This window comes from Buttiauxella sp. (assembly GCF_035271705.1).
Classification (GTDB): Bacteria; Pseudomonadota; Gammaproteobacteria; order Enterobacterales; family Enterobacteriaceae; genus Buttiauxella.
On the sequence record NZ_DATERI010000085.1, the window covers coordinates 1 to 21,173 of the forward strand.

21 protein-coding genes and 1 pseudogene are annotated in these 21,173 nt (G+C 50.8%); 13 read left to right on the top strand and 9 right to left on the bottom strand.

The window, feature by feature from the left end:
* The 5 genes from VJY99_RS07610 to lpxA all read left to right on the top strand — a co-directional run.
* Positions 1-835 (top strand): FHIPEP family type III secretion protein (locus tag VJY99_RS07610; RefSeq protein ID WP_324117449.1); only part of this gene is annotated, 835 nt, incomplete at its 5' end.
* Positions 835-1,227: a flagellar protein FlhE gene (gene flhE / locus VJY99_RS07615; protein ID WP_324117450.1), complete on the top strand. Its 393-nt coding sequence runs from the start codon at positions 835-837 to the stop codon at positions 1,225-1,227. The genes VJY99_RS07610 and flhE, both read left to right, overlap by 1 nt.
* A gap of 268 nt (positions 1,228-1,495) precedes the next feature.
* A complete protein-coding gene (locus VJY99_RS07620) occupies positions 1,496-3,070 on the top strand; it encodes an MFS transporter (protein WP_324117451.1) in 1,575 nt (524 codons plus the stop codon).
* A 14-nt stretch (positions 3,071-3,084) separates the two neighbouring features.
* Entirely contained in the window at positions 3,085-4,224 is a 1,140-nt protein-coding gene (locus VJY99_RS07625; protein ID WP_324117452.1) for a glycoside hydrolase family 105 protein, read from the top strand.
* 294 nt (positions 4,225-4,518) lie between these two features.
* A complete protein-coding gene (gene lpxA, locus VJY99_RS07630) occupies positions 4,519-5,310 on the top strand; it encodes an acyl-ACP--UDP-N-acetylglucosamine O-acyltransferase (RefSeq protein ID WP_324117453.1) in 792 nt (263 codons plus the stop codon).
* A 47-nt stretch (positions 5,311-5,357) separates the two neighbouring features.
* Here the strand turns inward: lpxA and argS are convergent, their stop codons facing one another.
* The gene (argS, locus tag VJY99_RS07635) at positions 5,358-7,091 is read right to left on the bottom strand and encodes an arginine--tRNA ligase (RefSeq protein ID WP_324117454.1); all 1,734 of its coding nucleotides are present in this window, start codon (positions 7,089-7,091) and stop codon (positions 5,358-5,360) included.
* 249 nt (positions 7,092-7,340) lie between these two features.
* Between argS and VJY99_RS07640 the strand changes: the two genes are divergently transcribed.
* Positions 7,341-7,907, top strand: coding sequence for a VOC family protein (locus VJY99_RS07640; protein WP_324117455.1), 567 nt, complete (start codon positions 7,341-7,343; stop codon positions 7,905-7,907).
* Between the two features lie 10 nt (positions 7,908-7,917).
* Here the strand turns inward: VJY99_RS07640 and VJY99_RS07645 are convergent, their stop codons facing one another.
* Complete coding sequence (locus VJY99_RS07645) at positions 7,918-9,060, bottom strand: PatB family C-S lyase (RefSeq protein WP_324117456.1); 1,143 nt, start codon at positions 9,058-9,060, stop codon at positions 7,918-7,920.
* Positions 9,061-9,274: 214 nt separating this feature from the next.
* Between VJY99_RS07645 and cutC the strand changes: the two genes are divergently transcribed.
* Positions 9,275-10,015: a copper homeostasis protein CutC gene (cutC, locus tag VJY99_RS07650; protein ID WP_324117457.1), complete on the top strand. Its 741-nt coding sequence runs from the start codon at positions 9,275-9,277 to the stop codon at positions 10,013-10,015.
* A gap of 233 nt (positions 10,016-10,248) precedes the next feature.
* Here the strand turns inward: cutC and cmoB are convergent, their stop codons facing one another.
* The 5 genes and pseudogenes from cmoB to VJY99_RS07675 form a co-directional block, all read right to left on the bottom strand.
* Positions 10,249-11,220: a tRNA 5-methoxyuridine(34)/uridine 5-oxyacetic acid(34) synthase CmoB gene (cmoB, locus tag VJY99_RS07655; RefSeq protein WP_324117458.1), complete on the bottom strand. Its 972-nt coding sequence runs from the start codon at positions 11,218-11,220 to the stop codon at positions 10,249-10,251.
* Entirely contained in the window at positions 11,217-11,960 is a 744-nt protein-coding gene (cmoA, locus tag VJY99_RS07660) for a carboxy-S-adenosyl-L-methionine synthase CmoA (protein WP_324117459.1), read from the bottom strand. Before cmoA ends, cmoB begins: the two co-directional genes overlap by 4 nt.
* 130 nt (positions 11,961-12,090) lie before the next feature.
* Entirely contained in the window at positions 12,091-12,486 is a 396-nt protein-coding gene (locus VJY99_RS07665; protein ID WP_324117460.1) for an MAPEG family protein, read from the bottom strand.
* 70 nt (positions 12,487-12,556) lie between these two features.
* Positions 12,557-13,375, bottom strand: coding sequence for a DUF72 domain-containing protein (locus tag VJY99_RS07670; protein WP_324117461.1), 819 nt, complete (start codon positions 13,373-13,375; stop codon positions 12,557-12,559).
* A gap of 121 nt (positions 13,376-13,496) precedes the next feature.
* Positions 13,497-13,568: pseudogene (locus tag VJY99_RS07675) on the bottom strand (hydrolase); the annotation flags it as partial.
* A 373-nt stretch (positions 13,569-13,941) separates the two neighbouring features.
* On the opposite strand from VJY99_RS07675, the gene aspS reads away from it, so the two are divergent.
* The 6 genes from aspS (at position 13,942) to ruvB (ending at position 19,564) form a co-directional block, all read left to right on the top strand.
* A complete protein-coding gene (aspS, locus tag VJY99_RS07680) occupies positions 13,942-15,714 on the top strand; it encodes an aspartate--tRNA ligase (protein WP_324117462.1) in 1,773 nt (590 codons plus the stop codon).
* A gap of 115 nt (positions 15,715-15,829) precedes the next feature.
* Positions 15,830-16,285: a dihydroneopterin triphosphate diphosphatase gene (nudB, locus tag VJY99_RS07685; RefSeq protein ID WP_324117482.1), complete on the top strand. Its 456-nt coding sequence runs from the start codon at positions 15,830-15,832 to the stop codon at positions 16,283-16,285.
* Between the two features lie 23 nt (positions 16,286-16,308).
* Positions 16,309-17,052 carry a YebC/PmpR family DNA-binding transcriptional regulator gene (locus VJY99_RS07690; RefSeq protein WP_324117463.1) on the top strand — a complete coding sequence of 248 codons (744 nt, stop codon included), beginning with the start codon at positions 16,309-16,311 and terminating at the stop codon, positions 17,050-17,052.
* Between the two features lie 150 nt (positions 17,053-17,202).
* Positions 17,203-17,724 carry a crossover junction endodeoxyribonuclease RuvC gene (gene ruvC, locus VJY99_RS07695; RefSeq protein ID WP_324117483.1) on the top strand — a complete coding sequence of 174 codons (522 nt, stop codon included), beginning with the start codon at positions 17,203-17,205 and terminating at the stop codon, positions 17,722-17,724.
* A 197-nt stretch (positions 17,725-17,921) separates the two neighbouring features.
* The gene (ruvA, locus tag VJY99_RS07700) at positions 17,922-18,533 is read left to right on the top strand and encodes a Holliday junction branch migration protein RuvA (protein WP_324117464.1); all 612 of its coding nucleotides are present in this window, start codon (positions 17,922-17,924) and stop codon (positions 18,531-18,533) included.
* Positions 18,534-18,553: 20 nt separating this feature from the next.
* Complete coding sequence (gene ruvB / locus VJY99_RS07705; protein WP_324117465.1) at positions 18,554-19,564, top strand: Holliday junction branch migration DNA helicase RuvB; 1,011 nt, start codon at positions 18,554-18,556, stop codon at positions 19,562-19,564.
* Positions 19,565-19,631: 67 nt separating this feature from the next.
* On the opposite strand, the gene znuB is transcribed toward ruvB, so the two are convergent.
* Together znuB and znuC are read right to left on the bottom strand one after the other, a co-directional pair.
* Complete coding sequence (gene znuB, locus VJY99_RS07710; RefSeq protein ID WP_324117466.1) at positions 19,632-20,417, bottom strand: zinc ABC transporter permease subunit ZnuB; 786 nt, start codon at positions 20,415-20,417, stop codon at positions 19,632-19,634.
* Complete coding sequence (gene znuC, locus VJY99_RS07715; RefSeq protein ID WP_324117467.1) at positions 20,414-21,169, bottom strand: zinc ABC transporter ATP-binding protein ZnuC; 756 nt, start codon at positions 21,167-21,169, stop codon at positions 20,414-20,416. The genes znuB and znuC overlap by 4 nt, the downstream gene beginning before the upstream one ends.
* Positions 21,170-21,173: the final 4 nt, after the last annotated feature.

The following is a 21,173-nucleotide window of genomic DNA, read 5'->3' on the forward strand; positions in this document are numbered from 1 at the left end:
CGCGCGTTATCGCATTCTGATGAAAGGTGTCGAAATTGGCAGCGGCGATGCTTATCCTGGGCGTTGGCTTGCCATCAACCCTGGCACTGCCGCAGGCACGCTGCCCGGTGAAGCGACTATTGATCCTGCCTTTGGTCTTGCGGCCACCTGGATTGAAAGTGCGTTAAAAGAACAGGCGCAAATTCAAGGCTTTACGGTCGTGGAATCCAGTACTGTTGTCGCCACACACCTTAACCATCTGATTGGGCAGTTTGCACCAGAGTTGTTTGGCCGCCAGGAAGCGCAGCAACTGCTCGACCGCGTCTCGCAAGATATGCCGAAGCTCACAGAAGATCTGGTACCGGGCGTAGTGACGCTGACCACGCTGCATAAAGTGTTGCAAAACCTGCTGGCAGAAAAAGTCCCGATTCGCGATATGCGTACCATTCTGGAAACTTTGGCAGAACACGCGCCAGTGCAGAATGACCCGCATGAATTAACCTCGGTGGTGCGCGTAGCACTTGGCCGTGCGATTACCCAGCAGTGGTTCCCAGGGACCGGCGAAGTGCAGGTCATTGGCCTTGATGCCGCGCTGGAACGCTTGTTATTGCAAGCATTACAAGGTGGTGGCGGGCTTGAACCTGGGCTTGCCGATCGTTTGCTTGAGCAGGCTCAAGATGCCCTGAAGCGCCAGGAGATGCTTGGTGCACCACCTGTATTGTTGGTGAACCATGCATTGCGCCCACTTCTGGCACGTTTCTTACGCCGCAGTTTGGCGCAATTAATCGTGCTTTCAAGCCTTGAGCTTTCTGAAAATCGCAACATCCGAATGACTGCGACTATCGGAGCGAAATAATGATCCGCCTGTTAATACTGATTTTTTTACCTTTTATGACCCATGCTGCTGGAGAAGGGGCATGGCAGGCAAGTGGCCCAGGTGCCACGCTTAGCCACCGCGGTGTAGCCGCATCTTCACGTGCACTGGCACCGTCACAACCGGTCAATGGCGTCATGACGCTGATCGCCTGGCGCTATGAGTTGATTGGGCCGACACCCTCGGGGTTGCTGGTGAGATTATGCTCGGTGACACGTTGTGTTGAGCTAGATGGACAGAGTGGTAATACGCGCGGGCTAACCAATGTTGCGGCAAACGAACCGCTGCGTTTTGTCTGGGAAGTCCCCGGTGGCGGATCCCTTTTCCCACCGTTAAAAGTCCGTAGTAATCAGGTTATCGTTAATTATCACTGACCCCTAAAAGCCGCATTTTGTGCGGCTTTTTCCTTTCTGCATCTCATTTTCAGCCCCTGCTTTTGATAAAAACAAACCCTTGTTTTATAAATCGGTGATACGGATGCCGAGACCCTTTGTGATTTTGCCAGCATCTGGCGAGCTATGGCAAAAATGGAAAGGTATCAATTGCCCGGTCATTTTACCTTAAGACCCTAAGGTTCTCGCAGGTACTGAAACGTGCCCGGACGTGCAATCTCCTATACTGTAGCTTTAGGGTTTGACGATAATGAAAACACGTAAGATAGGATTGGTAAATTACCTTGCCTATGGATCGGGGGATTTCCTCGGTGCAGGGACAACGGCGTTAACCGCTGCATGGTTGCTCTATTTCTATACTACTTTTTGTGGCCTGACTCCGATTGAGGCGACATTCATTTTCGCCATGGCCAGGGTGCTTGATGCGGTCGTAAGTCCGTTGATGGGCTTCCTGACAGATAACTTTGGCTCGACCTGGCTGGGTAAGCGTTTCGGTCGCCGTAAATTCTTTATTTTGCTCGGTATCCCACTGGTATTTAGCTACAGCTTCATGTGGGTTGGCGAGATGAGTTACTGGTACTATCTGGTAACCTATCTGATTTTTGACGTGGTCTACACCATGATTCTGGTGCCTTACGAAACACTGGTGCCGGAAATGACTGATGACTTCAAACAGAAAACCAAATTCTCCGGTGCGCGTATTTCAATGGCGCAGCTCTCGGCAATTCTTGCAGCGTTCCTGCCGGGTATTTTGTTAAATCACTTTGGTAAAGACAACGCGATTTCCTTCTTCTATTCAAGCCTGGTCTTCGCCACGATTTGCGCCATTGTACTGACCCTGGTGTGGTTCTTTACCTGGGAACGTCCACGCAGCGAATGGACGGAAGCTGCGCTGCGTGCTGAAGAAGAAAAGAAAAACCTGACCTTTGCACAGAGCATGAAACGTCTGCACGTTGAGCTCACCTCAACACTACGAGTGAAGATTTTCCGCCAGCACCTTGGTATGTATCTGGGCGGCTACATCGCGCAGGACGTATTCAACGCCGTGTTTACCTACTACGTAGTGTTTGTGCTGATGCAAAGTGCATCCGTGGCTTCCAGCCTGATGGGCACGATGGCCATTCTGCAATTTATCGCGGTTATCGGCATGATCCCGCTGTGTATTAAGTACGGTCCTGCTCCTTCTTACCGTTTAGTGGTGACGTTGTTTGGTCTGAGCTCTATTTCTTTCGCGGTGCTCTATTACGCCGGGTTAAGCGATGTCTTCTCCTTACTGTTGCTGGTTTCAGCGTTTGCTGGCGTGGGTCGAGGCGGTATCAACTATGTACCGTGGAATATCTATACTTACATCGCTGACGTGGATGAAGTGATTACCGGCCAACGCCGGGAAGGTATCTTCGCCGGGATTATGACCCTGACGCGTAAAGCTTCTCAAGCGGGTGCGGTGATGCTGGTGGGTATCGTGATGCAGTTTTCCGGTTTTGTTTCCGGGCAGGCTACGCAGCCGCCAGCAGTCAGCCATACCATTCTGATGATTCTGAGTTTCGGTACTGTCGCGGTACTTGCCTGTGGTTTCCTGATTTCTCTGCTCTTTAAATTGAATCTGCAAACTCACAGTGTGTTACGTGAAGAAACAGCGAAGATGCGTGCGGCTGGCCGTGCGGTGCCGGAAGCCATTACTCCTGAAGCTCGTGCCACTGTCGAACTGCTGGCAGGCATGCCTTACGACACACTGTGGGGCAACAACAATATTGGTTATCTCAATCGTAATAAACCTGCGGCCCCATCGTTAAAACAGGCTGCAGCAACAAAATTGAATACATAACAGAGGTTAAGTTAATGATTATTTATCCCGTCAAACACAGCCCTTTACTGTGCCAGCCGGAGCATTTTATTGCCCGGGATGAGCTTAAAACACTGATCCACAAGGTAACGGACAATCTGATTAATATTAAGGATGAAACGGGTCAATTCTTGCTGCGTCTTGATGACGGCCGAGTCATTGATACTAAAGGTTGGGCTGGTTGGGAGTGGACTCACGGTGTCGGTTTGTACGGCATCTATCAATATTATCGTCAGACTGGCGATAAGAATATGTGCGAGATTATTGATAACTGGTTCACAGACCGTTTTGCTGAAGGGGCGACCACTAAAAACGTCAATACGATGGCCCCATTCTTGACGCTGGCCTATCGATACGAAGAGACGCGTGACCCTGCCATGTTGCCGTGGCTGGAAAGCTGGGCGGAGTGGGCGATGTATGACATGCCACGTACCGAACACGGCGGCATGCAGCACATTACGCTGGCAGAAGAGAACCATCAGCAAATGTGGGACGACACGCTGATGATGACCGTGTTACCGCTGGCGAAAATTGGCAAACTGCTCAATCGCCCGGAATATGTCGAAGAAGCGACATATCAATTCCTGCTGCACGTTCAGAATTTGATGGACCGGGAAACAGGGCTGTGGTTCCACGGCTGGAATTACGAAGGCAATCATAATTTTGCTCAGGCACGTTGGGCGCGTGGCAACAGCTGGCTGACCATTGTTATTCCTGACTTCCTTGAACTGATGGATTTCCCGGAAAATAACGCAGTGCGTCGTTATCTGGTACAAGTGTTGGAAAGCCAGGTTGCTGCATTGGCGAAATGTCAGGACGACAGCGGCTTGTGGCATACATTGCTTGATGACCCGAACTCGTATCTGGAAGCGTCAGCGACGGCAGGCTTTGCCTACGGGATCCTAAAAGGTATCCGTAAACGCTATATCGGCAAAGAGTATACAGAAGTAGCGGAAAAGGCGATGAAGGGTATCGTGAAAAACATCTCTCCAGAAGGGGAGTTGTTGCAGGTTTCATTCGGTACTGGCATGGGCAGTAATCTGGAGTTTTATCGCCAGATCCCACTGACCTCTATGCCATACGGCCAGGCCATGGCGATTCTGTGTCTGGGCGAGTATTTGCGTATTTATCTGTAAGTCGACAACGCAGGCCTGGGGAACTGGGCCTGCAAATCATCATTAAATCAAACAATCACGTCGTGACTACGTAGTTCCAGATATTTAATAATAAATAAATAGCGAAATGTGCTAAGTATTTCATTATTATTCCCACAGTCGATAAGCCCTCCACTGGTGCTCATTCCTTAACGATATTCGAATGGCGAAGCAAAGCTTCCCTTTCATCTTCTCCTGCTTGTTGATCCATGTTCTGGATTAATAATTTATCGATGATGGTGTTGTTTGCGTTGTGCCTTCATCAGGAAACATTTGATGTCAATTTCCCCGTTAGCACGGGTTGCCAGTAACAGTGTGGTTGAGCCAGGTGTTGTGCTCGGTGCTCACGTGAACATTGGCCCGTTTTGTGTTATCTCCGCAGGTGTAGTGATTGGTGAGGGGACGACAGTCGGTTCACATTCAGTCATTAATGGCCTCACGACCATTGGGCGCGATAATACTATTGGTCAATATACTTCAATAGGTGAAGTTAATCAGGACCTTAAATACGCGAATGAACCTACCACGGTGGTGATTGGCGACCGTAATCAGATTAGCCAAAAAGCCACTATTCATCGCGGCACAATCCAGGGGCAAGGTATGACTCTGATTGGTGATGACAACCGCCTTCTCAGTGGCGTGCACATCGGCCATGACTGCGTGGTGGGTAATGGCACGTTGATGGGCGATAACAGCGGGTTGGCTGGGCATGTTGTCCTGGGTGATGGGGCACAGGTTGGATTTTTGTGTGCTATTCACCAGTTTTGCGTGATAGGTGCACATTCATTGATTACCGACCAGTCTGGCGTGGTACAGGATATCCCGCCATTCGTGATAGCCCACGGTAATCATGCGGGACCCACCGGCATAGATGTTAATGCACAAGCTTTTCTGGCATTAGATACCCGGCAGCAGGATTTTGTGCATTCGCTCTACAGCATGCTGTATCAGCAGTCTTTATCGATTGATGAGGTGAAGGTCGCGGTGAAGTCAGCGCTAGGCGATTTCTCTATTGCTGCTATTTTTGATCAGTTTTTTGCGCGTTCCGCACGTGGGATTATTCGTTAAATTGAGTTAAAACAGACTCACCGCATAAAGCGGCGAGTCTTGTACTGTTACATCCGCTCTACGGTTTCGATACCCAGGGTATCCAGACCTAACTTCAGCGTTTTAGCTGTCAGCAGAGCCAGTTTCAGGCGGCTGTTACGCGCCTCGGTGGTATCAGCCGCCAGAATAGGGCAGTGCTCGTAGAAGCCAGAGAACAGACCAGCAACATCGTATAGATAAGCACACATCACATGTGGCGTACCGTCACGCGCAACGACGTTCAGTGTTTCTTCGAATTGGAGCAGACGTGCCGCCAGTTGCGCTTCGCGGTCTTCAGTGATGACCACTGGCGCTTTGAGCAGCTCAGCCTCATCAATATCCGCTTTACGGAACACAGACAGCACACGCGTGTAGGCATACTGCATGTACGGCGCGGTGTTACCTTCGAACGCCAGCATGTTGTCCCAATCGAAGATATAGTCAGTGGTGCGGCTTTTTGACAGATCGGCATATTTCACCGCACCGATACCAACAGATTTTGCCAGCGCTTCCAGTTCTGCTGCAGGCATATCCGGGTTTTTCTGGGCAACCAAACTACGCGCACGTTCCATTGCTTCGTCCAACAGATCGGTCAGTTTTACCGTTCCGCCGGAACGGGTTTTGAACGGCTTACCGTCTTTACCCAGCATCATGCCAAACATCTGGTGTTCCAGGGTTACAGACTCAGGCACGTATCCAGCTTTACGCACGATGGTCCATGCCTGCATCAGATGCTGATGCTGACGGGAATCGATGAAATACAGCACGCGGTCAGCATGCAGGGTTTCATAACGGTACTTCGCGCAGGCGATATCGGTCGTGGTGTACAGGTAGCCGCCATCCTTTTTCTGGATGATAACGCCCATCGGGTCGCCGTCTTTATTCTGGTATTCGTCGAGGAACACAACGGTCGCGCCTTCGCTTTCTACTGCCAGCCCTTTCGCTTTAAGGTCAGCCACAATGCCCGGCAGCATTGGGTTGTACAGGCTTTCGCCCATTACATCATCACGGGTCAGCGTGACGTTCAGACGATGATAGGTTTGCTGGTTTTGCGTCATGGTGATGTCGACAAGTTTGCGCCACAACTCACGGCAGTATGGGTCGCCGCCTTGCAGTTTTACCACGTAACCGCGCGCGCGTTCTGCAAAGGCAGCGTCTTCGTCGTAGTGTTTTTTGGCAGCACGGTAGAACTCTTCGAGGTCAGCCAGCGCCATTTCGCCAGCGTTCTCCTGCTGTTGTTTTTCGAGATACGCGATAAGCATCCCGAACTGCGTGCCCCAATCGCCGACGTGGTTGGCACGGATAACTTTATGCCCGAGGAATTCCAGCGTGCGCACCGCGGCGTCACCAATGATGGTGGAGCGGATATGACCAACGTGCATCTCTTTTGCCACGTTCGGCGCGGAGTAATCCACCACGATGGTTTGTGGAGTAACGGTATCGACGCCAACACGCTCAGAAGCCACCGCTGCATCGACATTTTTCGCCAGGAACTCTGGGTCGAGGAAAATGTTGATAAAACCAGGGCCGGCGATTTCAACTTTGCTGGCAATGCCGGTCAAATCCAGATTAGCCATCACCAACTCTGCGACTTGTCGTGGTGGCTTGCCCAGTGATTTCGCAACTGACATCACGCCATTGGCTTGATAGTCACCGAACTGAACTTTTGCTGACTGACGAACTTGTGGTTCGCAATCCGCAGGCGCACCTGCGGCAATCAGTGCCTGACTGACTTTATCTGAGAGAAGTGCCTGAATATTCACCGGGATACCTTACTTTTTTCTAAGGGCTGCCATGACGTTAAAGCAGCCGTATCGTTGGGGATAAAATTAGGGCGTAAGTATAACTGCATTTAATCCTCATAGTCAGCAAAAGCCTTGCCCAGCGGGACCTGTACTACTATTAACGGTATAGGGATTAACCATTCAGACAATGAACCGCTCGATGAGTGTTGGTGATGCTGGGTGAAAAAGGTAGATTAGCCCCCATTCGTGACATGAGAGGATAGGGCGATGGCAAACTGGCAAACAATTGCAGAACTGAATGATATTTCAGCGGATCTCCCGCGTTTTACCGAAGCGTTAGCAAATCTTGCCGCGCGGCTGGATCTCGATATTGCCCCACTCGACGCCGACCATATTTCACTGCGTTGCCATCAGAATACGACCGCCCAGCGGTGGCGTGAAGGCCTGGAAAAGTGCGGCACGTTGCTCTCAGAAAATATCATCAATGACCGTCCCATTTGCCTGTTTAAACTCAGTGAGCCAGTTTGCGTCGCGCACTGGAAATTTAGCGTGGTGGAACTGCCGTGGCCTGGCGAAAAGCGCTATCCACACGAAGGTTGGGAACATGTAGAAATTGTGCTGCCGGGCGCACCGGAAACATTAAATGCACGAGCATTGGATTTACTGTCTGACGCGGGTTTGCGCCAGACGGGGATTTCGGTGAAAACCAGTTCACCAAAAGGTGAGTGGGAACGCCTGCCAAACCCAACGCTTGCGGTCACTGATGGCAAAGTTACCCTCAAATTCCATCCCTGGAGTATTGAAGAGATTGTCGCCAGCGAACTCACGCCATGAGTTTAATGCGTTAACTGATGGTTTGAACTGCGGTCTCTATTCGTTGAATGGCTTCGTCAAGGTTTGCCGATGTGCAACCGAAGTTAATTCGCACGAATTTTGCCTCGCCAAAATCAGCGCCGGGTGAGAAGCCCAATCCGGCTTTCTGGAAGAACAACGTGGGGTTTTCAACGGGTAAAGCCGTGGCATCTACCCATCCCAGATACGTCGCCTGGGGCGATGTCATGGTTAATCCTGGTATAGTGTTAACGGCACTCACCAGTCGGTCACGATTGCGACGTAAATATGGCAGTAACTCTTGCAACCAGGTGTCACCGTCGCGCCAGGCTGCGGTGGCGGCAGTGAGTGCCAGCACATCCACGCTCGGCACAATTCCTTCGCGCGTAGTACTGAATTGCTTGCGTAAAATCGGATCAGGAATAATAGCCAATGATGCGCCAAGACCGGCAATATTAAAGGTTTTGGACGGCGAAAGCAGGGTGATGGAACGGCTTTCTGCATCCGCACTGAGTGTGGCAAAAGGAATATGTTTCGCGCCCGGTTCGAGCAACAGGTCACAATGAATTTCATCAGAACAGACAATTAAATCATGGCGCTGTGCAAACGCGAGATGGTGATGTAACTCTTCGCGGGTATAAACCGTGCCACCAGGGTTTTGCGGATTGCACAACATCAGCAATTTTTCTTTGCCGGTGAGCTGTGATTCGAGTGACGGTAAATCCATAATCCAGCGTCCATTTTCCAGGCGCAATGGCGCACTGTGTTGCGGGCGCTGGGCAAACGCGGAAGACTTTCTGAACGGGGGGTAAATTGGCGTTGGCGCAATCGTTGATTCATCCGGCGCTGTGAAGGCCCGAACAGATAAATTCAGCCCCGCAACCACTCCCGGTAAAATGACAATCCACTCAGGTTTTATCTGCCACTGGTAGAGGTTTGCCATGCGTTTAATTACCACCTCTATCAACTCTTTCGGCCTGGCACCATAGCCGAAAACACCGTGTTCAACTCGCTGGTGGAGAGCATCGAGAATGCAGGGCGGTGAGCGAAAATCCATGTCCGCCACCCACATCGGTAAAACCTCATCACTGTATTTATTCCACTTCGAACTGTCGCTGTGACGGCGGTCGATTCCTTCATCAAAATTGAATGCCATGATTGTACCCGTCATATTTCGAGTTGCAGGGATGTTGGCTGCACTCAATTATTCGAATGACTGACGTAAGTAAGCTCATCGGATAATCTCCTTTGCCGCCTACCTGCAACTCGAACGATTAAGAGTACAGCACCCTTTTTGTGATCGTCGTTTCAGATTATCATCCTGTGCTTGTGACACAACCGCCAGGCTAAAGATTTTTAAGGAGTAATCAATGCCTTTGCTTGAGATATGTTGTTATGGAATTGACTGTGCAGTCACAGCCCAACAAGCCGGAGCGGACAGAATTGAATTATGTGCGGCGCCAAAAGAAGGTGGTTTGACCCCATCTGCGGGTGTACTGCGCCAGGTTAAGCAACGACTTTCTATCCCCGTGCATCCGATTATTCGCCCGCGCGGCGGCGATTTTTGTTACACCGATGCTGAGTTTGAAACCATGCTCGAAGATATCGCTTTCGTTCGTGAATTGGGATTTCCAGGCTTGGTCATCGGAATGCTCGACAGTGAAGGGCATGTTGATGTTGCGCGCATGAAGCGGGTCATGGAACACACTCAGGGCATGGCCGTGACTTTCCATCGCGCATTCGATATGTGTCATAACCCTCATCAGGCGCTGGAACAATTAACCGATTTGGGCGTGGCGCGGATCCTGACATCAGGCCAGCAGCAGAATGCTGAAATGGGACTTTCATTGCTTAGGGAACTAAAACAGCATTCCCGTGCTCCAATCATTATGGCGGGTGCAGGTGTCAGGCTGAGCAATGTGAAAAAGTTCGTCGATAAAGGGATTGATGAAATGCACAGTTCAGCCGGTCAGACTTTAGCGTCACCGATGCGTTATCGCAAAGCCGGTGTCTCAATGAGTGCTGATGCTGAAGCCGATGAATTTAACCGTTACTGCGTTGATGGCGACGTGGTAGCCGCAATGAAAGCGGTGTTGGTTGCAAGTGAATAGTTAGCACCCAATAGCTTTCAAGGTACAGGAAGGCCGCAAATGAGTGAATCCCGAGGAGCTTACACAGGTAAGTTATTCGGGTGAACGAAAGCAGCCAACGCATCTGCACCTTGTAAGTTGAAGGGTGTGGCTGAAAGTTTTTGACCGTGCATCATGTTGCCCATGTGATGCTCGCTCGTACCAAGCCCCGGTATTTTGCCGGGGCTTTTTTTATCTCGATATCACACCGTCGTTTAAGGCTTACGAGCCACCAGAACAGCACGCAGCGGAGCAGGGTAACCTTCGATTGTTTTGCGACTGTCATTCGGGTCGAGGAAATCAGCCAACGACTCGGTGGTCAACCAACTGGTACGACGCTGTTCTTCACTGGTGGTGTAGCAGTGGTCGACAATTTTCACGTCGACAAAGCCACATTTCTCCAGCCAGTTTTTCAACGCCAATGCTGACGGAATATAATAGACGTTACGCATTTGTGCGTAGCGTTCGCCGGGTACCAGCACAGTATTTTCATCCCCTTCCACAACCAACGTTTCCAGTACCAGTTCGCCGTCTTTGGCTAACTGATTTTTTAACTGGTAAAGGTGGTCTAGCGGTGAACGGCGGTGATACAGCACACCCATCGAAAAGACGGTATCAAAGATGTTTAGCTCAGGGAGTTGTTCGATACCCAGAGGTAAAACATGCGCACGTTGATCATTGCCCAGCAGTTTACGCACCGCTTCGAATTGGCAAACGAACAGTTGCATTGGGTCGATACCCACGGCTAAATGTGCGCCCGCGCCAATCATGCGCCACAGGTGGTAACCGCTACCGCAACCGACATCCAGAATCGTGCGCCCAGTGAGAGGGGAGATGTGCGGCAATACGCGATCCCACTTCAGATCAGAACGCCATTCAGTATCTATATCTACGCCATACAGCGAGTACGGCCCTTTGCGCCATGGCATCAGGTTGCGCAGCAGTTTTTCGATACCCAGCTTCTGACCTTCACTCAATGGCTCTTGCGATTGGGCTGTTACGCTGTGCAATAAATCCAGGCGATGGGGTGTGAGTTCTGGTAAATACTCAACTGTGTTGTACCAGTGTTTGAACTGTCCGTGCAGGTTTTCGCGCTGCCAGGTCGCAATCTGTGCAGGAAGTGTTTCCAGCCACGGAGCCAATGGGCTTTTCGCAATAAGCTGATAAAAATTACCAAAGTCGATCATGCAGGTGTTCCTGATTTCAGTGCGACTAATGAGCCAAAGTTAAAGCACTGGAACCATAATTCTGCGTGGTCAAATCCGGCTTGGTTGAGGCGTTTTTTATGTGTTTCGACAGAGTCGGTGAGCATGACGTTTTCCAGCATGCTGCGCTTTTGACTGATTTCCAGCTCGCTATAGCCGTTCGCACGTTTAAAATCGTGGTGCATATTGAACAGCAATTCGCCCACTTCACCATCTTCAAAGCTGAATTTTTCCGACAGCACCAACGCACCGCCTGGGTTCAGGCCTCGATAGATTTTCTCTAGCAGCAATTGGCGGTCTTCAGGATCGAGGAATTGTAGCGTGAAGTTCAGCACCACCATCGAGGCGTTTTCAATCACGATATGACGAATATCGCCTTCAATGACCTCAACGGGAGTTTGCGCTTTAAATGCATCGAGATGGCGACGACAGCGCTCGACCATTGCGGGGGAGTTATCAACCGCGATAATTTTGCAATTCTCGTGATGAATATTGCGACGCACGGATAATGTCGCAGCACCAAGCGAGCAGCCAAGATCGTAAACCTGGCTACCGGGTGCCACAAAGCGCTCCGCCAGCATGCCAATCATCGAAATGATATTGGAGTAACCAGGCACCGATCGTTGAATCATATCGGGGAACACTTCAGCCACGCGTTCATCAAAGGTCCAGTCACCTAATTTGGCGATCGGGGCGGAAAACAATATATCGCGGTCAGACATTACGTTAAATCCATTCAAACCAAAAAATAATCAGGAAAATCAATTTATTGATTTTCGACAGATAACCACGAAGCAGGAAAAACCACGTTTTTTCCTTCTTTGTCAGCATCTCTAAAGGGGATATTTTGCGTTAATGCAGCGAGAAAACCAACTCCCATGGCATATACCACAGGTTAGCCAGCACCATCAGGAGCAAAGAGGCCCAGGTGGCACTCATGCCAGAACGACGCCAACTGATTAAACGATGATGAAAACCATACGAGTGCATCAGGCGCCCGGCAATCAGCAGCAGCCCACAAATATGCACCATCCAGATTTCGGCACCGTTCATTTCCATCAGTAATAAAAGCAGTAACGCGATTGGAATATATTCCACTGCATTACCGTGAATTCGAATCGCGCTCTGAAGTTCGCTAAAACCGCCATCGCCATAAGAGACGCGGTATTGCAAACGCATACGAACAACATCAAACGAGAACTTAATCAGCAACAAAGCGCCTAAAACGGCGTAGAGCGCGCTTACCATACTCACATCCTTTAGAGATAGTCCCAGCGCTGCGTATGATAGCAGTGCAACCTACCCGCTGTCGCTACCCCTAAAATAGGGAGTTTTGTTTGGGGATTGCCGGTTCGTTACCTATTGACGCAAATGCCTGTTGCAGCCCAGGCCACAGCGTGTGAACGAGATCTTGCACTTCCCCAATATCAGGGGTGTGTAAGAACAGATATGGCGTGGTTTTTTGTTCCCATTTGGGCAGGGTTTTAAGCCAAACATCGAAGAAAGTGAGGTTTTGTTGCATGTCGTCGCTTCCGATAAACCGCACCAGCGGATTGCTGGCTGTCACAAGCGCATGAACCGGCACTTTAGGCTTTTTACGTTGTGCGTCGCGAATCGCTTCGTTGTGAGGGTTCGCACTATGCACCGGGCGGCTATCAAGAATGACGCGGTTTACGCCGCGTTGATGCAGGCCTCGATTGAGTGCTTGCTCATCGGCACCTTTCTCGAAGAATGCTGGGTGGCGAACTTCGACGCCATAAGCGAAATCTTTTGGCAAGGAATCGAGGAAATTCCACAACGCAGGTAATTCAGACGGCCCAAATGCTGCCGGGAGTTGTAACCAATATTGCCCAATCCGATTTGCCAGCGGTGACAGGCGTTCAAAAAATTCAGCGGTCAAATCACCACACTGGCGAAGTGCAGCCTGATGGGAAATGGTGGACGGAAATTTGAAGCAGAAACGAAAATCGTCGCCGGTCATCTCCCGCCAGCGCAACACCGTTTCTGCTTTGGGTAGCGCGTACAACGTGGTATTGCCTTCCACACAATTGAAGTGGCGAGCGTAATCTTCAAGAGAGGTTATGCCAAGGCGACCCCAGCGCGGGTGCGACCATTGAGGAAGGCCAATATAAATCATATTACCCGTCATCCTTAAAGTTGTAGGGGGGTTGGCTACACTCGTTTACCCGAATCACATACTTTAGTGAGCTCATCGGGATAATCTCCCTTGCTGCCTGCACATCAACTGGCTGTTTTAGCGCAAACGGCAAAATGCCTTCCTGTAAACCAATCACGACCAGCGCCGTACGGGAAGTATTCAGTTCTAACATTGGGTGGCTCCGGTTCAAAATAAGGCTATCGCGTAATACCTGACGACGGAACGAAAGCGTAACTGTTTACAAATTTTGTTAATTTTTGTGAGAATAAGCCGAACAAGGTGATTTGAAACGCCTCAGTCCGGTGTATCGGGCTTATCGTAGGGCATTATTTCCAGTATAATAGCCCCCTTTTTTCATACCCGTCATCCTTCAAGTCGCAGGGTGTTGGCTGCACTTATGAATCCCAGTCACTTACTTAAGTAAGCTCCGGGAATTCACTCCCTTGCCGCCTACCTGCAACTCGAATGCTATAGGGTAAACAGACAAAAATAGTGGCCACTGTTGCAGCTAACAAACAGTGAGCGGCTAATTTAAGGGATATCTCATGCGTACAGTATATTGCGGGCAGCTCAATCAATCCCATGTGGGACAACAAGTAACACTGTGTGGTTGGGTCAATCGTCGTCGTGACCTCGGTAGCCTTATCTTTATTGATATGCGCGATCGCGAAGGCATCGTGCAGGTGTTTTTCGACCCGGACCGTCAGGACGCGTTCCAGCTTGCTTCCGAACTGCGTAATGAGTTCTGCATTCAAATCACCGGCACCGTTCGTCCACGTGATGAGAAAAACATCAACAAAGATATGGCGACCGGCGCAGTAGAAGTTTTCGCAACCGATCTGACTATCATCAACCGTTCTGAAGCGCTGCCGCTGGATTCCAACCACGTCAACTCCGAAGAAGCGCGTCTGAAATTCCGCTATCTGGACCTGCGTCGTCCAGAAATGGCAAACCGCCTGAAAACCCGTGCGAAAATCACCAGCTTCGTACGCCGCTTTATGGATGACCACGGTTTCCTGGATATCGAAACGCCAATGCTGACCAAAGCCACGCCAGAAGGTGCGCGTGACTATCTGGTGCCGAGCCGCGTTCATAAAGGTAAATTCTACGCACTGCCACAGTCTCCACAGCTGTTCAAACAGTTGCTGATGATGTCTGGCTTTGACCGCTACTATCAAATCGTTAAATGCTTCCGTGATGAAGATTTACGTGCTGACCGTCAGCCCGAATTTACTCAAATAGACGTCGAAACCTCCTTCATGAGCGCACCACAAGTGCGTGAAGTGATGGAAAAACTGGTTCGTGAGCTGTGGCTGGATGTGAAAAGCGTCGACTTGGGCGATTTCCCAATCATGACCTTCGCAGAAGCCGAGCGTCGTTACGGTTCTGATAAACCAGACCTGCGTAACCCAATGGAGCTGGTGGACGTTGCTGACTTGCTCAAAGACATCGAGTTTAAAGTCTTCGCAGGCCCGGCAAATGATGCTAAAGGCCGCGTTGCTGCACTGCGTGTGCCAGGTGGCGCACAGTTAAGCCGTAAACAGATTGACGACTACGGCAAGTTCATTGAGATTTACGGTGCGAAAGGCCTGGCTTACATCAAAGTGAATGAGCGTGCGAAAGGCATTGAAGGCATCACAAGCCCAGTGACTAAGTTCCTGAATGCAGACATCGTTGAAGCTATTTTGACCCGTACAGCGGCGCAAGATGGCGATATGATTTTCTTCGGCGCAGACAGCAAAAAAGTGGTCGCTGATGCACTTGGCGCATTGCGTCTGAAAATCGGTAAAGATCTGAGCATTACCAATGAAAACATGTGGGCACCATTGTGGGTTATCGACTTCCCAATGTTTGAAGACAATGGCGAAGGCGGCCTGACCGCAATGCACCACCCGTTCACTGCACCAAAAGATATGTCCCCAGAGCAGTTGGCGGCAGACCCTGAAGCGGCGGTTGCTAACGCATACGACATGGTCATCAACGGCTACGAAGTGGGTGGCGGTTCTGTGCGTATTCACAACGGTCAGATGCAGCAGACGGTGTTTGGTATCCTGGGTATTACTGAAGAAGATCAACGCGAGAAGTTCGGCTTCCTGCTTGATGCCCTGAAATACGGTACACCACCGCATGCAGGCCTGGCGTTTGGTCTGGACCGTCTGACCATGCTATTGACCGGTACCGACAACATCCGTGATGTTATCGCATTCCCGAAAACAACCGCAGCGGCGTGTCTGATGACCGAAGCACCAAGCTTCGCTAACCCGCAGGCTCTGGCTGAACTGGGTGTTGCGGTGATTAAAAAGGCTGAGAAAGAATAATGGTCTGCGTACACGCAATCATTCGTGTTGCGTCGAGGCGGCAACTGAGTGAATTCCCATGAGCATAGATAACTCTGTGAGTGGGATGAATGAAGGCCGCCAACAAAGAGGCAACGTGAAGGATAAAGTGTACAAGCGTCCCGTTTCGGTATTAGTGGTGATTTTCGCACAAGACACCGGACGGGTGCTGATGTTACAGCGGCGCGACGATCCTGATTTCTGGCAGTCGGTAACCGGCAGCCTTGAAGAAGATGAAAGCGCGTTGCATGCCGCACAGCGTGAAGTAAAGGAAGAGGTCGAGATCGACGTTGTCTCAGAACAACTGACCTTGAACGACTGTCAACGCTGTGTGGAGTTCGAGATTTTTACACATTTACGTCATCGCTATGCGCCGGGAATTACGCGCAATACGGAATATTGGTTCTGTCTTGCGCTGCCGAACGAACGGCCAGTGACCATTTCGGAACATCTGGCCTGGGAATGGACAGACGCTGCAGCTGCAGCTGCCATGACTAAGTCGTGGAGCAACCGGCAAGCGATTGAAGAGTTTGTAATTAATGCTGCCGGTTAGGCAGCTATTTTGGAGATGTTTTTATGGCAGGTCATAGTAAGTGGGCCAACACAAAACACCGTAAAGCGGCACAGGATGCCAAACGCGGTAAAATTTTCACCAAAATCATTCGTGAACTGGTCACCGCTGCTCGTCTGGGTGGTGGTGACGCAGGTTCTAACCCGCGTCTGCGTGCAGCGATTGATAAAGCATTGTCTAACAACATGACGCGTGACACCTTAAACCGTGCCATTGCGCGTGGTGTGGGTGGTGATGAAGACTCCAATATGGAAACCATCATTTATGAAGGTTACGGTCCTGGCGGTTCAGCCGTTATGGTTGAATGTCTGAGTGATAACCGTAACCGTACCGTGGCAGAAGTCCGCCACGCGTTCAACAAATGTGGTGGTAACCTGGGAACTGACGGCTCTGTAGCCTATCTGTTCACCAAAAAAGGTGTTATCTCCTATGCTCCGGGCAAAGATGAAGACACCGTGATGGAAGCTGCTCTTGAAGCAGGTGCCGAAGACGTTGTTTCTTACGACGACGGTGCAATCGACGTGTTCACTGCCTGGGAAGACATGGGCGCTGTGCGTGATGCACTGGAAGCTGCAGGGCTTAAAGCCGACGAAGCAGAAGTTTCTATGATCCCATCCACCAAAGCGGATATGGACGAGGAAACGGCACCGAAGCTGATGCGTCTTATCGACATGTTGGAAGACTGCGATGACGTGCAAGAGGTTTACCACAACGGTGAGATCTCTGACGAGGTTGCGGCAACCCTGTGATGATACCCGTCATCTTTCAAGCCGCAGATGCGTTGGCTTTGCTCGCTCACCCCAATCACGTAGCATGACTACGCTCTTGGGGATTTGCTGCGCAGCCGCCTTCCTGCGACTTGAAATCTATAGGGTATTTTCCTTCCTGGGAGACGCGTGATGACGATTATTCTCGGCATCGACCCGGGGTCACGCGTTACCGGTTATGGTGTCATTCGCCAAACCGGTCGGCAGCTAACGTATTTAGGTAGCGGCTGTATTCGTACTCAGGTGCTCGATTTACCCTCGCGTTTGAAGCTTATCTACGCGGGGGTAAGCGAAATCATTACCCAATTCCAGCCAGAATATTTCGCCATCGAATCTGTTTTTATGGCGAAGAATGCCGATTCCGCATTGAAACTCGGACAGGCACGTGGCGCGGCAATTGTTGCCGCAGTAAACCATGATCTTCCCGTTTTTGAATATGCAGCTCGCCAGGTAAAACAGACGGTGGTCGGTATCGGCAGTGCTGAGAAAAGCCAGGTGCAACATATGGTGCGCACTTTGCTTAAGCTCTCTGCCAACCCGCAAGCGGATGCGGCGGATGCGCTGGCGATTGCCATTACGCATTGCCACGTGACGCAAAACTCGATGCAGATGAGCGATACACGGCTTAATTTGTCCCGAGGACGTTTAAAATAACTATATCCTTCATACTTCAAGCTGCAGGTGCGTTGGCTGCTCTCGCTCACCCGAATCACTGACTTTAGTCAGTTCATCGGGATTCGTTCGTTTGCCGCCCTCCTGCAACTCGAATTATTTTGGCTATGGGCTGGATATCTATCCAGCCTTTTTTATATGATAGGCAAAATTTTTTACGCAACCGTAGGGGAAGCAGTGTGATTGGACGACTCAGAGGTATCATCCTGGAAAAACAACCACCACTGGTATTGATGGAAGTGGGTGGCGTAGGGTATGAAGTCCACATGCCGATGACCTGCTTCTATGAATTACCGGAAATCGGTAAAGAAGCGGTGGTGTTTACCCAGTTTGTTGTGCGTGAAGATGCGCAATTGCTTTACGGTTTCAACAACAAACAAGAACGCACATTGTTCCGCGAGCTTATCAAAGTCAATGGTGTCGGCCCGAAACTGGCGTTAGCTATCCTTTCTGGTATGTCTGCACAGCAGTTTGTGAATGCAGTCGAACGTGAAGAAATTGGTTCATTAATTAAGTTGCCAGGTGTGGGTAAGAAAACCGCCGAGCGCTTGATTGTTGAGATGAAAGACCGCTTCAAGGGGATGCATGGCGATCTGTTTACGCCTGCAACTGACCTGGTTCTCACGGCACCAGACAGCGGTGTTACAGATGACGCAGAAGCGGAAGCGGTTGCGGCGCTGGTATCGCTGGGCTATAAACCACCGGAAGCCAGCCGCATGATCAGTAAAGTCGGCAAAGCCGGTGCCGATTGCGAAACCCTGATCCGCGAAGCACTCCGTGCCGCACTTTAAAGCCCTAAGGTAGATAAAGGATGATTGAAGCAGACCGTCTGGTATCCCCAGACACCATCACCCCTGATGAGTTAATTGACCGCGCAATACGCCCGCGTTTTCTGGCGGATTACGTAGGCCAGCCGCAGGTTACCTCGCAAATGGAGATTTTCATCCAGGCGGCAAAACTGCGTGGGGATGCGCTCGATCATCTGTTAATTTTCGGCCCGCCAGGGTTGGGGAAAACCACGTTGGCGAACATTGTCGCCAACGAAATGGGTGTGAATCTGCGAACCACTTCCGGCCCGGTGCTGGAAAAAGCAGGGGATTTGGCGGCAATGCTGACCAACCTCGAACCTCATGACGTCTTGTTTATTGATGAAATCCATCGTCTGTCGCCGGTCGTTGAAGAAGTGCTGTACCCGGCGATGGAAGATTATCAGCTCGATATCATGATTGGAGAAGGGCCGGCTGCGCGTTCAATTAAAATTGATTTGCCACCGTTTACTCTGATTGGCGCGACAACTCGCGCGGGTTCTCTGACTTCCCCACTGCGTGACCGTTTCGGTATTGTGCAGCGGCTGGAGTTTTACGGAGTCTCCGATTTGCAGCATATCGTAGGCCGCAGCGCGACTGTGCTGGGGCTGGAGATGAGCGAAGAGGGTGCTTTTGAAGTGGCGAAGCGAGCGCGGGGTACGCCGCGTATCGCTAACCGTTTATTACGTCGCGTACGGGACTTTGCCGAAGTGCGCCATGACGGCACCATCAGCGCTGACATAGCATCCCAGGCGCTGGATATGCTGAATGTCGATACTGAAGGGTTTGACTATATGGACCGTAAATTATTGCTGGCGGTGATAGACAAATTCCTTGGCGGCCCAGTTGGGCTGGACAACCTCGCGGCAGCGATTGGTGAAGAGCGGGAAACAATCGAAGATGTACTGGAGCCATTCTTGATTCAACAGGGCTTTTTGCAGCGTACCCCGCGTGGGCGCATTGCAACGCCAAGAGCCTGGACTCACTTTGGGATTGTGCCGCCCGCGCTGCCTTAAACATGTCGGATGTCACCGACCTTGGCTTTTGTAGGTTGGATAAGCGCAAGCGCTATCCAACACTATTTTAAGCCGCTTGCTTTTTCGCCATACTCAAAACAAACAGTACCGCCGAACTCAGTACCACTGAAGGGCCGGCGGGGGTATCGTAAAACGCTGAAAACGTCAGTCCCCCTGTAACGGAAAGCATTCCGATAATCACCGCAAAACATGCCATTTGTTCCGGTGTGCGCGCAAAACGACGCGCGGTCGCCGCAGGAATAATCAGCAAGGATGTGATGATTAACGCCCCAACGAACTTCATCGCCACACCGATAGTCAGCGCCGTGACCAGCATCAACAGCATCTTCACACGTTGAAGGTTAACGCCATCAACGTGTGCAAGATCCGGGCTAATGGTCATCGACAGCAAGTTGCGCCATTGCCAAAGCAGCACACCGACGACCACCGCAACGCCAAGGCCGATAGAGATAATATCCGGCATCGTGACCGAGAGAAGGTCGCCAAACAGATACGCCATCAAATCGACACGCACATTTGACATCAAACTCACAACCACCAGGCCCAGCGACAACGCACTGTGCGCCATAATTCCCAACAAGGTATCTAACGCCAGATTCGGGCGTTTCTCAAGCCAAACCAGACCTAACGCCAGCAACAGCGTCACCGCAATGACGGCATAAAAGGGATTGATGTTAAGCAGTAATCCAAACGCCACGCCTAATAAAGACGCATGGGCGAGGGTATCGCCAAAATAGGACATCCGACGCCAGACCACAAACGAGCCAAGGGGGCCTGCTGCGCACGCCAGCAATACCCCAGCAAGCCAGCCGGGTAACAACAATTCAATCATGGCTGGTCATTCCCTCTGCGCAAAACAATACGTCCAGTGAGATCGTGACGATGATTATGATGGTGACGATAGATGCCTAATTGCTCAGCGCCCCGGGGGCCGAACATCGAAATGAATTCCGGGTGCATCGACACCACTTCTGGTGTTCCTGAACAGCAAATATGGTGGTTCAGGCACAACACATCATCGGTTTTGGCCATCACTAAGTGCAGATCATGGGAAACCATTAACACAGCACAATCCAGTTCGCGACGCAGTTGGTCAATCAGGTTGTAGAGTGCCAGTTGTCCATTAACATCAACACCTTGCGTAGGTTCATCAAGCACCAGTAATTGCGGTTGATTGAGCAGTGCTCGTGCCAGCAGAACGCGCTGGTTCTCGCCACCGGAGAGTTTTTGCATCGGTGCTTCAATCAAGTGAGCGGCTTGAACGCGTTTAAGCGCCGGCAGAATGTCCGCTTTTTTTACGCCAGGACGCAGACGCATAAAACGGCTTACCGTGAGCGGCAGGGTGGCATCCAGGTGCAGTTTTTGTGGCACATAACCGATACGCAAATCGCGGTCTCGCTTGATAACACCTTCATCAGGAGTGACCAGACCCAGTACTACACGAACCAGCGTTGATTTTCCTGCGCCGTTTGGGCCCAGCAGCGTCAAAATGCGGCCAGGTTTAAGATCGAGTGAAATATCAGACAGCACGCGGCGTTGTCCGAACGAAACAGAGATATTTTCCAGTGATACCAGATTTGTCATGACA

What these genes read in the sequence shown, in the direction of transcription:
- flhE (WP_324117450.1), top strand. Translation starts at nt 835, where the DNA reads ATGATCCGCCTGTTAATACTGATTTTTTTACCTTTTATGACCCATGCT.
- VJY99_RS07620 (WP_324117451.1), top strand. Translation starts at nt 1,496, where the DNA reads ATGAAAACACGTAAGATAGGATTGGTAAATTACCTTGCCTATGGATCG.
- VJY99_RS07625 (WP_324117452.1), top strand. Translation starts at nt 3,085, where the DNA reads ATGATTATTTATCCCGTCAAACACAGCCCTTTACTGTGCCAGCCGGAG.
- lpxA (WP_324117453.1), top strand. Translation starts at nt 4,519, where the DNA reads ATGTCAATTTCCCCGTTAGCACGGGTTGCCAGTAACAGTGTGGTTGAG.
- VJY99_RS07640 (WP_324117455.1), top strand. Translation starts at nt 7,341, where the DNA reads ATGGCAAACTGGCAAACAATTGCAGAACTGAATGATATTTCAGCGGAT.
- VJY99_RS07645 (WP_324117456.1), bottom strand. Translation starts at nt 9,060, where the DNA reads ATGGCATTCAATTTTGATGAAGGAATCGACCGCCGTCACAGCGACAGT.
- cutC (WP_324117457.1), top strand. Translation starts at nt 9,275, where the DNA reads ATGCCTTTGCTTGAGATATGTTGTTATGGAATTGACTGTGCAGTCACA.
- cmoB (WP_324117458.1), bottom strand. Translation starts at nt 11,220, where the DNA reads ATGATCGACTTTGGTAATTTTTATCAGCTTATTGCGAAAAGCCCATTG.
- cmoA (WP_324117459.1), bottom strand. Translation starts at nt 11,960, where the DNA reads ATGTCTGACCGCGATATATTGTTTTCCGCCCCGATCGCCAAATTAGGT.
- VJY99_RS07665 (WP_324117460.1), bottom strand. Translation starts at nt 12,486, where the DNA reads ATGGTAAGCGCGCTCTACGCCGTTTTAGGCGCTTTGTTGCTGATTAAG.
- VJY99_RS07670 (WP_324117461.1), bottom strand. Translation starts at nt 13,375, where the DNA reads ATGATTTATATTGGCCTTCCTCAATGGTCGCACCCGCGCTGGGGTCGC.
- aspS (WP_324117462.1), top strand. Translation starts at nt 13,942, where the DNA reads ATGCGTACAGTATATTGCGGGCAGCTCAATCAATCCCATGTGGGACAA.
- VJY99_RS07690 (WP_324117463.1), top strand. Translation starts at nt 16,309, where the DNA reads ATGGCAGGTCATAGTAAGTGGGCCAACACAAAACACCGTAAAGCGGCA.
- ruvC (WP_324117483.1), top strand. Translation starts at nt 17,203, where the DNA reads ATGACGATTATTCTCGGCATCGACCCGGGGTCACGCGTTACCGGTTAT.
- ruvB (WP_324117465.1), top strand. Translation starts at nt 18,554, where the DNA reads ATGATTGAAGCAGACCGTCTGGTATCCCCAGACACCATCACCCCTGAT.
- znuB (WP_324117466.1), bottom strand. Translation starts at nt 20,417, where the DNA reads ATGATTGAATTGTTGTTACCCGGCTGGCTTGCTGGGGTATTGCTGGCG.
- znuC (WP_324117467.1), bottom strand. Translation starts at nt 21,169, where the DNA reads ATGACAAATCTGGTATCACTGGAAAATATCTCTGTTTCGTTCGGACAA.